Here is a 13,620-nt window from a genome sequence, read left to right as displayed (position 1 = left end):
TTATGAGCTCATTCGGTGGTGTAGTTTTCACAGCTCGGGGGCGCACCCTCCAACTGAAAGCGCAGACGGGTGTTGAGATCAAGTACACTCGGTTTGCAGTCGGTGACGGCGAACTGAACGGCAGATCGATCCTCGATCTCAACGCATTGGTGAGCGAACGGAAGTCGCTCGCTATCTCGAAGTTGAAAGTTCGCCCGGATGGAACGGCGGTCGTTGGCGCTGTGTTGTCTAATCAGGCGGTTGTTGCGGGCTTCTACTTTCGAGAGATCGGAGTTTTCGCTCTCGATCCAGACGTAGGTGAAATCTTGTACTGCTACGGAAACGCTGGGACCAACGTGGAGTACATCCCGGCAGTAGGAGGGCCGGAGGTCATAGAGAAGGCCATCGACATCGTCGTGGTCGTCGGAAACGCAACCAACGTCAGCGCAGTGATGAATACCTCTCTCTTGTTCGCAACTCAAGGAGATTTTCAAAGTCACGTTAACGACAAGAACAACCCCCACGATGTCACCGCCGCTCAGATTGGAGCCTTACCTACTTCCGCACTTGGTAAACCAGGAGGCGCAGCTTCACTTGATTCAAACGGTAAGGTGCTGTCAGGCCAACTTCCAGCGCTCAACTACATCCTGACTTCCAGCGCAGGCGCACCGGGTGGTGTTGCCACTCTGGGGTCAGACGGTCATGTCACCACAGCCCAATTACCGATCGCCACGTCAGCGGCGTTGGGCGTGGTGAAGCCGGGTGCAAACATGACGGTCAGCGCGGATGGTTCCCTGAACGCTCCTGCCCCTCCTGCTCCATACACGCTCGTAGCCGCGACTGTATCGGCATTAGGTGGTGTACGTGTAACACAAGTTCCGACCTCGGGCAATCCATACGCCGCGATCCGTGTAATCGATGTGAACGACGTTCTGATCGACGTGACGACCGCGAAGGCTCTCGCGACGTATACGCCGGGGTACAAGGCAACCTTCCAAGTGATGGCATCGATACGGGTCAAAACTTCGCAAACAAACGTAAAACTTGAAATCAGCTACACAAGCGGAGGTGGCGCCCAAACAATGACCATCATCAATCAACCGATGCCGGTCGGAGAATGGAGCCTCCCTGTCGCAGTCATCAACGCCACAACCGCAACGACCATCAGTGTTGTAGCGACGGCGAGCATTGCGAATCAAGTAAATGTCACGACGAACGTTCAGGGGGTGTAGTTTTCATGTCTCAACTATATGTAGCAGGTACCGCCCTCCCGTCACAGGTGCTCACCGGCACCACGTTTAGCGCAGGTACGAACTACAACGCCGCCGGTACAATGCCGAACAATGGCTCACTCAACTACACACCAGGAGTTGCCGCCTTGACGATCCCGCTCGGCTACACGTCGGGCGGCACGATCGCCGGAGATGCCAAACTGCTCGCGGCGAACATCATCGCAGGAAAATCCATTTTCGGGGTTGCTGGGACGGCAAATCGTTTCGTAAAGGGTACTGTCACGAGCGACGCCAGCGGGAATGTCACGGTATCGGGTCTTGGTTTTACGCCGCTCTACATCATGGTCTTGAGTCAGCTTACACAGGCCAATGGCGGATACTCTGCGACGATCGTGTACATGTCGACCGACAAATACCAGACGTTTCCTTTCTCCGGTGTCAGAACAGATTATGACTACGTTTACTACACGGGCAACGGCGGGAGTGTTATCGGGTCAAACCTCGATGGTACGAACAGCTACGTCAACGGTACGGGTTTCAAACTCAAACTTGGGGCGAACAGCATCGCGTGCACCTACATCGCAATTGGCTAAGGGAGGGATTCACTTGCAAATCGGACATAGGCTCTACTATCTGAAAACCGTCGGCAATGTCGTGCTGATCCGGGAGGAGCGCGATGGAGTTGCACGGGACACATCCGTTGAGGAGGATTTTACGATTTACGAACCTCTCCGACAACTCTCGCCAGACGCAGTGGACTACCTACAGCTGGAACTCGGCGAGATCCGCGAACAACTGGCGCGAGGATACATGCCATCGAGGGTCAATCCAGAAACCAAAAACATCGAGTGGAGCCTTCCAGTGGCGGGCGATCTCGAACAAAACCGCACCACGAAGATCGAACAACTGAACTGGTGCTACAAACGAGATGTCGAAGCAGGGTTTCAGTCGGCCGCTCTTGGAATGGAGCACATGTATCCTTCTGATGCGGAAGCTCGTGAAAATCTCCAACTCGTCATCAAGCGGCTGGAGATCGGGGAGAAGCAGGCGCTCACCGCCGGCATCGACTTGAGTAAGCCAGAGAACCGTCCGACCTTCCCGTACCTGACAATCGATGCAGGACCGCTTCCGCATAATCTCGATCAACTGGAACAGGTATTCGCCGACGGCGTTGACGCGGCGGGCCCGGCGTTGGAAAAATTCCGCACACTTCGTGAACGGGCTATGGCGGCGACATCGAATGAAGATCTACAGGCGATCCAATGTTAGACGAGCTGGTGGCAGGCGACATCCTGCTCGTGCGTGGCAAGGATTTGCACCGCAAGCGACGCGAGCGTTTTCGTTGGCTCCTGTCCGCTGCGATCTCCGGGCTGACCGGCAGCGAGTATACGCATGCGGCACTGTACATCGGTCACGGTCTCATCATCGACGTGGACGTTGGCCGATGCGTGGCGGTACGCAACATTGACGAGTTGGACTGCTTCGACGTTTTCCGGGTGGCGGGAGCCACAGTTACGGAGCGTCAACTGGCAGTCTATTTTTGTACGACGCAACGGCTTCGAAAATACGATTACGGCGCTGTTCTGTCCATCGGACTCGAACGGCTTTTCGGCGTACCGTTTTCGGGATCGAAAGATGATCCGCGACGCTGGTTCTGTTTCGAGTTGGTCGCGGCGGCGTACAAGTTGTCCAACACGCCGTGGCGCACGACCGGGGGTGATCTCGAAAATCACAAGCGCTTGGGAAAATCAAAATGTGCTTTAGAGGAGGTATTAGGGTGAACTGGGAAACGCCTTTAAAACTAGGTTCGGCAGCGGGCGGCGGAGTGGTAGGCTATCTGTTTGGCGGGTGGTATTTTCTCCTGAGCGCGCTTCTTGCGTTGGTGGTGATTGACTACGCCACTGGCATGCTTGCAGCGGGTAAAGAGGGGAATCTGAACAGCAAGGTCGGAACGCGTGGCATCCCGAAGAAAATTACGATGCTACTGCTCGTTGCAGTAGCGCACTTGATCGACGGCGTACTCGGCACCGGCAATTCTATGCGTGACGCAGCGGCGTACTTCTACATTGCAAACGAACTGCTGTCCATCATAGAGAACGCCGGGCGGCTGGGCGCACCCGTGCCAGATGTATTGGTGCGAGCTGTTCAGGTACTAAAACAAAAAAACAGCGAAAAGTAGGGCTCCGCGAGGCACGCGGGGCCCTTTCTACACCCGAAAACAGAGGAGGAAAATTTTATGACAAAACTTTTGGTTCTTGATCCGGGTCACGGCGGTCGTGATCCGGGCGCTGTAGGCGCTCACCTGCGCGAGTCGGACGTCAACCTGCGTGTATCCCTACTCCTGCGTGACGCTCTCGATCGTTCCGGGGTGCGCGTGCTGATGACGAGAGAGACTGACGTGTTGCCGCTCAAGTCCGGCACTGTTGGCGAGGATCTCGCGTACCGCGCCCGCATCGCAAACAATGCGGGCGCTGACCTGTACGTCTCCTGGCACTACGACTCATCGGACAACCCATCCACGGATGGTGTATCGGTGTGGGTCCACCCGTCGCAGAAGGGCAAGCGCACTGAGCAGTGGGCCAAAGCGATCTCTGCCAGCATCGCTACAGCCGCCAGCCAGAAGGATCGCGGCGTGAACTTCGGGGACTTCCAAGTCCTGCGCGATACCGCGATGGATGCCGTGCTGATCGAAGGTGGTTTCATTTCCTGCCGGGAAGAGGAGGGGCGCATGGCGGATGGTGCATTCCTGCTCCAGCAAGCTGAGGGGGCGGCTGCGGCGCTGTGCGGTATCCTTGGGGCCGCATACGTGCCACCGTCCAGTGGAGCGCCGACCTGCGACAAGCAAGTAGCGGAGGATGTGATCGCACTCTACAGCCAGCTCGCGAAGCGTGCAACGCCTGCTATGGTGGTCGCGGCCAACTTCGCCGCCAACGCCGTCCGGCGCGCCGCTGGCATCCCGATCACGACCGACCTTGGTAAGCCTAGCGCAGAGGCGGCGGGGCGCATGGAGGCGATAGCGCAGGCCGTGTGGTGGACCGCATCCCCGGAGGCGCAGGAGTGCCACCACATCGCGGCGGATTCACTCCGTGCGTGTAGAGCCTGATGTATAGTTGACAGATTCGATGATTTTAGGATAAGCAGTTGCTACTGCGACAGAGGAGGCCCCCTTGGTTGGATCAAGAAAAAGGGGATGACACCATGAACGACATCACGATAGCCAACGAAGATTGTAGGGATATGTTTCGACGCATCGAATCGGAGTCAGTCGATCTGGCGCTCACCGATCCGCCGTATGGGATCGACTTCTACTCAAACGCAAGGCGTAAATCTGACCTCGCTACGACGAAGGGGATTTTGAACGATGGTAAGGGAAACCTCCCGTTCCTCGAAGAAGTGGCAGCGGAGTTGTACCGGGTGCTGAAACCGAACACCCACCTATACTGGTTCACGCGGTGGGACAAGGTAGAGGAGCACCTGCCGATGCTCAGGCGGTGCGGTTTCAGCCCTAAAAACGCCATGATTTGGGTCAAGGGCGGCGGCGGTATGGGTGACCTCACCGGCGCGTATGCACCGGACTATGAGATCATCCTGTTTTTGCACAAAGGCCGGCGACCGCTGAATGAAGTGGAAGGGAAAAAGCGGCATTCTGATGTGGTGCGCTTCACCAAGATTGCATCGAACAACCTGCTTCACTCACATCAGAAGCCAACCGCACTATTGGAGTTCCTGATACGCAAGTCCAGCTCTGACGGTGACATGGTGATCGACCCGTTCCTTGGATCGGGGAGCACGGCAATTGCGGCCCGGAACACCGGCAGGCGGTTCGTGGGGTGCGAGCTGTCGCCGGATATCTACGCTGTCGCCAAGGCACAACTGCAGACTTGCTGATAAATCGCCCCTCGGCCCGCGTGGTCGAGGGGCTTTTTGCGTTGCAGCGGGCACACGGATGGGTCGCGTGGTGTGAATCGCAAGGAGCGCCCGGCGCTGATCGGAGGGGGTGAGGGTGGAATATTTTCAGATTCCTAAATGCATGAAACAATCCACAAGTGACCTTATTCGATATGTTGATTATCACACATTTGTATATATTCAGGTTGATTGTTATCTAATCAACAATAAGACACTAGATTATCTACGTGCATGTTTAGTGAATGATATGTGTTTTATATCAATATGAAGTTAATTACAGCATTAGTTAACCCGAAGGAATAATGCATTGCATATACTTGCCGTTTTGTCAAACGGTCATTCGAGGCATTGATATCATTGAAGTCTATCAGGTGTAATAGTTTGTTACCAAATAGCTACTTTTGTGAATAATAGTATGATAATTTCGCACACGAAGAATGAATTTATGATACTTCATTCATACGTGTTATGAGTAATCGTTATATTTTAGTGTTTATATAACATAAACTTGAATGTGGATAAACATATGTAGTAATTATTTGTTTCTTATAAACTGGTTGAAATTAACAAGTGCGAACAAATGGCGAACAGTAGCAATTGAGACGATCGACCCTCTGAACGCCCCGACCACCGCCTACCTTGGCCGCTGCTGATCGTCGCCGCGCTCGCAGAGAGGTGGCTGCCACCTCTCTGCGCCGGACATCACGCCGGCAGAGCGTTCACATCCGCGAGGCCGCCGTGCATACCTTAGAGATCGACGACTTGAAGCCGTGGCACCGCGAGTACCTGGCGCAGTTTCTGACCAGCACCACCGACCACGAGGTCACCGTCACAGAGCTCAACCGCGTGCGAGCCGATCCTCGAGCACGACGGACTCAAGGCGTTGAAGGTGATCGCGAATGGATTCACCCCGGAACAAACAAAAGCCCCCGACCTAATGGCCGGGGGCTTTTTTTATATTCTCAAGCGCTTGGGATTTCTTCGTAAGTCCAGCCTGATGACAACCATGTCGCGAGTTCTTCTTTGCTCGATATGGTTTCTGTTGCTACGTCGCAGACAAACATTTGGTATTCGTGAATCCAAGATACTTCGGTAACGGTGGAGCATTCCCAGTCATCTGCGTAATATGTAATTTCTTTATTCGGAACAAAAGGGAGTTCTAGTACCTTGGTGAGTGGTATCATTTTTGATACATTTTCCACTTCAAGGCTAATCAGGATGTGGAATTCTACTCTGAACATGGCCCCGCCCCTTTCAGGTGCGAGTTGGTTTCTTGGAGATCGCATGCTTGGGTTTTTACACGCAAACGTTCTTTCTCTGACTTCAGCACGGCGATCTCTTCGACCAACTTCTGATTTGCTACGAACAACTGCCCGTACTTCGTCCGTAGGGCGTTGTTTTCATTGCGTAGGGCACCGAGTTCAGCGGTGATCCCCTCAACTATGTCAGCGAATGCAGAGACGGGCTGACGGGTAGCGATGAACGCCATGAGGTCATCGTGATTGACCTTCCAACCAATTTGTCGGTGGTCACCCGGAGACTGTCCGATCAACGTTCCTTCGCGTAACCAGCGGCGCACCGTTTGGATCGACTCTGTGATTCCATGTTTCTTCAAGATTTCAAACGCCTGCTCTACGGTGTACTCTTCCAAACTCGTTGGCCCCTTTCAATGTTTCGTTATGTAATATTACCATATAAAACATTGAGGCGCAATAGCAATGTTTCAGCCTGTAATATTGGTATGACCGCCTACCCCTTAGCTGGGATCATTGGCGGCCATTTTTTTATGCAGCGGCTTCAAACCTCCGTGCGCGGTTGCGCTGATCCTTGCCAAAACGTAGCCTGGTATCTGGTCGGTCGCCCTCTGATCGCGGCTGTTGCGGATCTCGACTTCGCCGTCGTCGTCAACAGCGAAACTGTACGATCGTGAGACGGTGGTGCAGACGAGAATCCCGGCGAGCTGACCCGTTACCTGAGCAACGCGCCATACCTTATTTCTTGTTTCCCACACTTTAAACACACCTCTATCAATGTTATACTTTTTACTGAAAGTCATAATCATTTTAAGTGAGGTGTTCTAATGATTCAACGAGAAGAATTCTTGCCACCGACACCGGGCTACAAGTTTGATCAAATGCCGCCCGATCCATTCCGTTATGAAGGACCAGATCCGCATTGCAACGATGTACCGATTGGTCCGTACTCTCTGACGGAGGTTGGGCCAGGACCACTGGGTGGTTGGGAGAGAACAGATCCGCATAACGCAGCAGTTGTGGAGTATGACCCCGAACCTTGGCCGCCTGGTGGTTTGCGAGAGATTGGCCCGGGGCCACATTCGCTGCACTCCAGCGACAAAGTTGAGGTCGGTCCAGACCTTTACGTGGAGGCAGCTTCGTCGGTGCCTGTGCAAATCCCACCCGGTCCATTAATTAGGGGAGAGGTAGCGCCGCCTGCCAAAGAGCAGGATATGCCTCCGGGACCATATCGCTTCGGTGATGTTTTGCCACATACGCACAATTAGAGTAAATTGTACCTATATAAGAAGGTCGCCCTCTGTTGATCGCAGGGCGGCCTTCTTACCGCTTATACATCCTCAATACTTTTCCAGATACACATGCCACGCCACTTGAAACTGCATCAGACACGCCCTCTCTGCAAATTGGTCTATAAAAAACACTCTAAAGTGGTTCTTTTTTCTAGTCAACCTCTCCGTTACGCTAGAAGCACAGAGAGTAGCAGTGGAGAGGGGAACATCAGATGACACAACCGATGCGGCGCAAGGAATTTACCATTGGCGAACAACAAGAGATCGAACAATTTCTGCACGAGGTGAGCTACGGACACCTCGGCATGATCGGCGAGGACGGCTGGCCACACATCGTGGCGCTTAACTTCGTCTATGTAGAGGGCCACTTTTATGTTCATGGGAGCAAGATCGGGGAGAAGATGCGACTGCTCGGCAGCGACCCGCGTGTGACGTTCTCTGTCGCGAAGGAATACGCGATCATCCCGTCCTACTTTTCCGACCCGAAACTGGCGTGCCCGGCGACAGCGTTTTTCAAGTCCGTGCTGGCGCGTGGACGGGCAATTCTGGTAGAAGACCTGCACGAAAAAGCCCGCGCATTCAGCGCGTTCATGTCGAAACTACAGCCAGAAGGGGGTTACGACGAGATCGACCCGGCGGATGACGAGTACCGCAAAAACTTGCTCGGCGTCGCGCTGATCCGCCTCGATGTCGAGGACCTCTCCGCCAAATTCAAGTTCGGGCAGAACCTCACAGAACCGCGCCGCGAGAAACTGATCCACAACCTCCAAGATCGCAACCAAAACCTCGACGCGGAAACGATCGAGTTGATGAAAAAATACTGCCCCGCACACAAGGAGTAGTCAAAAAAAGCCTGTGGTTCTCGAGGCGAGAACCACAGGCTTTTTTCGCATGTATCCCATCAAACGGAGATGTCCAGACTCTGTCCCAGATTCGGGTCCAGTGAGGCGTTGAGGTTGTTGACAATTTGCAGCGACACACTTTGCATCGCTTGGCTCTGCCCAGCGGCGAGAACTTGTTTCAAAGCCCAGAGATCGACAGCTTGTCCGACACTTCCAACGTTCATTTTTATATACACCTCCACTTCTCATTATAAAGGAAGGGACTTCCACCTGTCATGTCGTAATGAAGCGAGTAGAACGAATCAACCCGCGCAACAAGAGGAGGAAATCACATGCTGGCCGCATTGTCTGAACAACTCACGAAGTGCCTCCAAGCTGCCCAAGGCACGTTTGGTGTCGCGATTCACCATTTCCAATCGCAGGAAACCTTCCACTACAACGCCGACGAGGTGTTTTTTGCCGCATCGATCATCAAAGTTCCGGTGATGGCGGCCGTTTTTGACCAAGCATCCAAAGGCGTGCTCACGATGGCGGAGACCATGACCCTGCGCACCGAGGACAAAGCGCCTGGTTCTGGCATCCTCTCCAATCTCAGCACCGGTCTGGAGATCTCGATCTGGGACTTGGTCGTGCTGATGATCATCGAGTCGGACAACACCGCCACCAATATGTTGATCGACCGCATCGGCATGGAAACGGTGCAAGCGTGTATGCAGGAGTGGGGGATGGAGCAGACCCGCATCTACAACAAACTCGCCGTGATCCCCGCCAACCTCCAGCACGTCAATACGATCTCCCCGCGCGAGATGACCGACTTCATGATCAAACTCGCAGAGAGCAAGATCGTGTCTTGGAAAGCCTGCCGGGAGATGGTCGACATCCTCAAGCAACAAAAGTTCAACGACGGCATCCCGAGCCTCCTGCCGACCCGTGATGAACAAGTGGGGGAGTTCCCAACCTTTGAGATGGCACACAAAACCGGCTGGGTGCGCACGGTGGAAAACGACTGCGGTTTGCTCTACTTCCCAGGACACACCTTCGCGATCTCGATCTTCACCAAGGATGTCACCGACAAGCCGGCCACCAAGCGTGTGATGGGCGAGATCGGGCTCCACTTGTACAATGCGTTACAAAGATAATGTCTGTGTAATATAATAACCAAATGGCAACACACATCTGCGACGTACCGTCGGATGTGTGTTGTTTTGTGTTTTTTATCGAGTTCTGAAAGGGCTTTCTTCACAACACACAAAACTTGGCACGATGCTTGCAACGATTGAGGAAATGAAAAGGCTTTCATTTTCCGATCCTGAGGAGGAATTACAAGCATGAAAAAATTATCAACGCTCATGTTGTCGCTTCTGCTGGTCTTCGCACTGGTCCTGACCGGTTGCGGCAGCAAGGACACGAGCGGCACGGCATCTACAGACACGGGCAAGAAAAAAATCAAAATCGGCGTTTCCGTCGCGACTTCCCAAGAAGCGGTCTACAAGTTCATGGAACAAGCGATGCGCGACAACATCGACAAAGACGGTGTCGAACTGGAATGGGTTTCCGCGAACAACGATGCCAACAAGCAAATGGGCGACGTGGAAAACCTGATCGCGAAAAAAGTAGACGTGATCATCCTGCACGCGGTCAACACCGGCACCGCGAAAAACATCGTCAAAAAAGCTGATGCTGCAAAAATCCCGGTCGTCGCGATGGACCGTCTGCCTGATAATTCGAAAGTAACCGCTTACGTCACCGCTGACTCGTTCAAAGTCGGTCAAACCCAAGCGGAGTTCATCCTCAAACAACTCAACAACAAAGGCAACGTCGTCATCCTCGAAGGCGAAGCGGGCAACTCGGTCGCCAAGCAGATCACCGATGGCAACAAAGACATGCTCTCCAAACAACCGGACGTGAAGATCATCGCCGACCAACCGCACCAAGGCTGGGCGCGTGACAAAGCGCTGGCGACGATCGAGAACTTGATCGCCAAAGGCGAAAAAATCGACGCTGTCCTCGCGAACAACTCCGGCATGGCGATGGGGGCTGTACAAGCGCTCAAAGCAAAAGGTTTGATCGACAAAGTTTCTGTCATCGGTTCTGACGCAGACAAAGACGCGTCCACCTCGATCATGCACAACGAACTGCGCGCTGACATCGACAAAAAACCGTATGACCTCGGCCTTGGCGCTTACAAAATCGCTGTCGCAACGGCGAAGGGCGAGAAGTGGCAAGATACGGTGACCGGCCTCGGCACCGCATCCACCACCGACAATGGGGAAGCTGGCAAAGTTGATGTGCTGCTCACCCCGATCAAACTGATCACCAAAGACAATGTCAAGGACATGGAACAACGTTGGGGCAAACTCGAGTAGTCGCCCACATCCCTCGCGAGCGGCCGACGTGGCCGCTTGCGTTTTTCTTGGAGGTGAAGCAAGTCGATGATCAAGCTGGAAATGAAAGGTATCCTCAAGGAATTTCCCGGTGTTCGCGCCTTGAACAATGTCACATTTACCGCAGAGCGCGGTGAAGTGTTGGCACTGCTGGGGGAAAACGGAGCGGGGAAGTCCACGCTGATGAAAATCCTGTCGGGCGTCTATGCGCATGGCACCTACGAGGGCGAGATCCTCGTCGACGGACAAGTCTGCAAGTTTGCGAACACCCGCGAGGCGGAACACGCCGGCATCGCGATCATTCACCAAGAGTTGAACTTGATCCCCGGCCTCTCGATTGCGGAGAACGTGTTTCTCGGTCGTGAGCCCAAGACCAAGTTTGGCACGATCGATTGGAAGCGCGTACACCGTGAGACGCAGGAGTTGCTCGTGCGTCTGCATCTGCCATTTCGCCCGACCGATCTCGTCTCAGCGCTCTCCGTCGGCCAACAGCAGATGATTGAAATTGCCAAAGCGATCTCGATCAAAGCAGAGATCCTCGTCCTCGACGAACCGACCTCCGCGTTGACCGAGTCGGAAGTGGAGAAGCTGTTTGCCATCATCCGTGAACTGAAAGCTCAGAATGTCACGATGATCTACATTTCACACAAAATGGACGAGATCGAAGCGATCTGTGACCGCATCACCGTCCTGCGCGATGGCAGTTCGGTTGGGTCGGCGCTGATCGGCGACGTCACCCGCAACGAACTGATCACGATGATGGTCGGTCGCGACATCTCGCAGATGTTCCCAAAAGTTGAACAGGAACCAGGAGCTGTGCTGCTCTCGCTCCAGAACTATTCGGTCAAAAAAAGCCAAGGCAACGGATACCTTCTACAAGATATCAACTTACAAGTGCGCGCAGGCGAAGTCGTCGGGTTGGCTGGGTTGATGGGCGCTGGACGCACGGAGTTGGTCATGTCGCTTTTTGGCGCACTCGGGTTGAAAAGTGAAGGCAGCGTGCAAGTATCTGGGCGCACCGTACACATCCAAGCGCCGAGTGACGCGATCCGCGAAGGTCTCGCACTGGTGACTGAAGATCGCAAGGAGTCCGGCTTGGTGCTCTCGATGAACGTGCGAGAAAACACATCATTGGTCTCGTTGCAGTCGCTGTCCTCGCGTCTTGGCAAGCTGGATCACAAGCGCGAACAAGCGCTGGCCCAGCGGTACATCAACGAACTGCGGACCAAGACACCGTCTGCTGAAGCGAACGTCAACAACCTGTCCGGCGGGAATCAACAAAAAGTCGTGCTCGCCAAATGGCTGGCGAACAACCCGAAAGTGCTGATCCTCGACGAACCGACGCGGGGCATCGACGTGGGGGCCAAAGTTGAAATCTACCAATTGATCAACCAACTGACCGCTGCGGGTTGTGCTGTGATCATGATCTCGTCCGAATTGCCGGAAGTGCTCGGCATGAGCGATCGCATCTTGGTGATGGCAGAAGGCCGTATCGCGGGGGAGTTGCCTCGCGCGCAAGCTACGCAGGAGAGCATTATGAAACTGGCGACAAAGGGGGCATAAACTATGAAAACCGCAACTCCGCTGCAGCAGGAAACGGTCAGCAGCGGCCTGAATGTGCGTCAACTGATCAACCGCTACAGCACACTGATCGCGCTGGCTGTGCTGTTCATCATCGCAAATTTCGTCTCCGAATACTTCGTACAACCGCAGAACTTAACCAACATTACCTTGCAGATCGCGGTCAACGGCATCCTCGCGGTCGGCATGACGATGGTCATCCTGACCGGCGGGATCGATCTCGGCGTCGGATCTGTTGTCGGCCTCACCGGGGTCGTCCTCGGCATGACCCAAGGCTATGGGGTGGTGCCGGCGATCTTGGCAACGCTTGCAACCGGGATCATCATCGGTCTTTGGAACGCACTTTTTATCTCCAGATTCAACATCCCACCGTTCATCGTGACGCTCGGGATGATGACGATCGCCCGCGGCTTCGCGCTGTATCTCTCCAATGGTGCGGCGGTTTCGCTGAATGAAAACAAGTTCTATGAACAGCTCGGCACCGGGTTTCTCTCCGTCAATCTCTCCGCCGTGCTGCTCGGTCTGATTGCGCTGTTCGTCGCGTTTGTCGGCTTCAAGGCGATGCGGCAAAAGAGTTTCAATCTGGAGTCGGTGATCTCGTTTGTCCTCTCGTTGGCAGGCATCGGTCTGTTCTCGTGGGCGTACCTGAGCTACCAAGGCGTGCCGTACCTCGTGTTGGTGTTCGCGGTGATCGTGCTCTGGGGCATCTGGGTGTTGACTCAGACTACGTTCGGCCGTTACCTCTACGCGATCGGTGGCAACGCCAAAGCGGCCTACCTCTCCGGGGTCAACGTCAAGAAAAACCTCGTCAAAGTCTATGTGACCTCCTCTGTGCTCGCGGCGATCGCCGGGATCATCATGACCACTCGCGTCGGTTCGGCCGACCCGAACGGCGGGAACATGTTCGAACTCGATGCGGTGGCAGCAGCGGTTATCGGCGGCACCTCGCTGGCAGGTGGATTTGGGACGATCGGGGGCGCGATGATCGGGGCGTTCATCATCGGAATCTTGAACAACATCCTGATTCTCGCCAATGTCAACCCGTACTTCCAGTTCATTTTCAAAGGGTTGATCATCATCGCAGCCGTACTGCTCGACATGAAAAACAAGCAACAAAAATAAGCTGTCCGTGGTATCATGGAACGATA

Annotated in this window: 16 protein-coding genes; 12 read left to right on the top strand and 4 right to left on the bottom strand. The window is 54.3% G+C overall.

Annotation, left to right across the window (positions count from 1 at the left end; genetic code table 11):
- Window positions 1–2: 2 nt before the first annotated feature.
- The 7 genes from C7459_RS03765 (at window position 3) to C7459_RS03735 (ending at window position 5,099) form a co-directional block, all read left to right on the top strand.
- Complete coding sequence (locus C7459_RS03765) at window positions 3–1,211, top strand: phage tail-collar fiber domain-containing protein (RefSeq protein ID WP_109686467.1); 1,209 nt, start codon at window positions 3–5, stop codon at window positions 1,209–1,211.
- A gap of 5 nt (window positions 1,212–1,216) precedes the next feature.
- Entirely contained in the window at window positions 1,217–1,804 is a 588-nt protein-coding gene (locus tag C7459_RS03760; protein WP_109686465.1) for a hypothetical protein, read from the top strand.
- Window positions 1,805–1,817: 13 nt separating this feature from the next.
- Window positions 1,818–2,480: a hypothetical protein gene (locus C7459_RS03755; protein ID WP_109686463.1), complete on the top strand. Its 663-nt coding sequence runs from the start codon at window positions 1,818–1,820 to the stop codon at window positions 2,478–2,480.
- Window positions 2,474–2,992 (top strand): C40 family peptidase, encoded by a 519-nt coding sequence (locus tag C7459_RS03750; RefSeq protein ID WP_109686461.1) that lies wholly within the window; start codon window positions 2,474–2,476, stop codon window positions 2,990–2,992. The genes C7459_RS03755 and C7459_RS03750 overlap by 7 nt, the downstream gene beginning before the upstream one ends.
- Window positions 2,989–3,390 carry a phage holin family protein gene (locus C7459_RS03745; RefSeq protein WP_425450713.1) on the top strand — a complete coding sequence of 134 codons (402 nt, stop codon included), beginning with the start codon at window positions 2,989–2,991 and terminating at the stop codon, window positions 3,388–3,390. Before C7459_RS03750 ends, C7459_RS03745 begins: the two co-directional genes overlap by 4 nt.
- A 57-nt stretch (window positions 3,391–3,447) precedes the next feature.
- The gene (locus C7459_RS03740; protein WP_109686456.1) at window positions 3,448–4,314 is read left to right on the top strand and encodes an N-acetylmuramoyl-L-alanine amidase family protein; all 867 of its coding nucleotides are present in this window, start codon (window positions 3,448–3,450) and stop codon (window positions 4,312–4,314) included.
- A 68-nt stretch (window positions 4,315–4,382) separates the two neighbouring features.
- Window positions 4,383–5,099, top strand: a complete 717-nt coding sequence (locus C7459_RS03735) for a DNA-methyltransferase (protein WP_109686454.1) — start codon at window positions 4,383–4,385, stop codon at window positions 5,097–5,099.
- A 983-nt stretch (window positions 5,100–6,082) separates the two neighbouring features.
- Here C7459_RS03735 and C7459_RS03730 read toward each other — a convergent pair.
- From C7459_RS03730 to C7459_RS03720, 3 genes are all read right to left on the bottom strand, one after another.
- On the bottom strand, window positions 6,083–6,361 hold the full coding sequence (locus C7459_RS03730; RefSeq protein WP_109686453.1) for a hypothetical protein: 279 nt from the start codon (window positions 6,359–6,361) through the stop codon (window positions 6,083–6,085).
- Window positions 6,349–6,771, bottom strand: coding sequence for a helix-turn-helix domain-containing protein (locus C7459_RS03725; protein ID WP_109686451.1), 423 nt, complete (start codon window positions 6,769–6,771; stop codon window positions 6,349–6,351). Before C7459_RS03725 ends, C7459_RS03730 begins: the two co-directional genes overlap by 13 nt.
- A gap of 105 nt (window positions 6,772–6,876) precedes the next feature.
- Entirely contained in the window at window positions 6,877–7,131 is a 255-nt protein-coding gene (locus C7459_RS03720) for a hypothetical protein (RefSeq protein WP_109686449.1), read from the bottom strand.
- Between the two features lie 758 nt (window positions 7,132–7,889).
- Between C7459_RS03720 and C7459_RS03715 the strand changes: the two genes are divergently transcribed.
- On the top strand, window positions 7,890–8,507 hold the full coding sequence (locus tag C7459_RS03715; RefSeq protein ID WP_109686554.1) for a pyridoxamine 5'-phosphate oxidase family protein: 618 nt from the start codon (window positions 7,890–7,892) through the stop codon (window positions 8,505–8,507).
- A 59-nt stretch (window positions 8,508–8,566) separates the two neighbouring features.
- Here the strand turns inward: C7459_RS03715 and C7459_RS23130 are convergent, their stop codons facing one another.
- Window positions 8,567–8,731: a hypothetical protein gene (locus tag C7459_RS23130; protein WP_170119244.1), complete on the bottom strand. Its 165-nt coding sequence runs from the start codon at window positions 8,729–8,731 to the stop codon at window positions 8,567–8,569.
- A 108-nt stretch (window positions 8,732–8,839) separates the two neighbouring features.
- Here C7459_RS23130 and C7459_RS03710 point away from each other — a divergent pair, with 108 nt between their 5' ends.
- From C7459_RS03710 to C7459_RS03695, 4 genes are all read left to right on the top strand, one after another.
- Window positions 8,840–9,646 carry a serine hydrolase gene (locus tag C7459_RS03710; RefSeq protein ID WP_109686447.1) on the top strand — a complete coding sequence of 269 codons (807 nt, stop codon included), beginning with the start codon at window positions 8,840–8,842 and terminating at the stop codon, window positions 9,644–9,646.
- 189 nt (window positions 9,647–9,835) lie between these two features.
- The gene (locus C7459_RS03705; RefSeq protein ID WP_109686445.1) at window positions 9,836–10,873 is read left to right on the top strand and encodes a substrate-binding domain-containing protein; all 1,038 of its coding nucleotides are present in this window, start codon (window positions 9,836–9,838) and stop codon (window positions 10,871–10,873) included.
- A gap of 66 nt (window positions 10,874–10,939) precedes the next feature.
- Window positions 10,940–12,454: a sugar ABC transporter ATP-binding protein gene (locus C7459_RS03700; protein WP_109686443.1), complete on the top strand. Its 1,515-nt coding sequence runs from the start codon at window positions 10,940–10,942 to the stop codon at window positions 12,452–12,454.
- A gap of 3 nt (window positions 12,455–12,457) precedes the next feature.
- A complete protein-coding gene (locus C7459_RS03695) occupies window positions 12,458–13,594 on the top strand; it encodes a sugar ABC transporter permease (RefSeq protein WP_109686441.1) in 1,137 nt (378 codons plus the stop codon).
- Window positions 13,595–13,620 lie beyond the last annotated feature (26 nt).

The organism is Tumebacillus permanentifrigoris, assembly GCF_003148565.1.
GTDB classification, from domain to species: Bacteria; Bacillota; Bacilli; order Tumebacillales; family Tumebacillaceae; genus Tumebacillus; species Tumebacillus permanentifrigoris.
The sequence above is the reverse complement of the archived record's forward strand: the minus strand, read 5'-3'. Positions and strand labels throughout refer to the sequence as shown.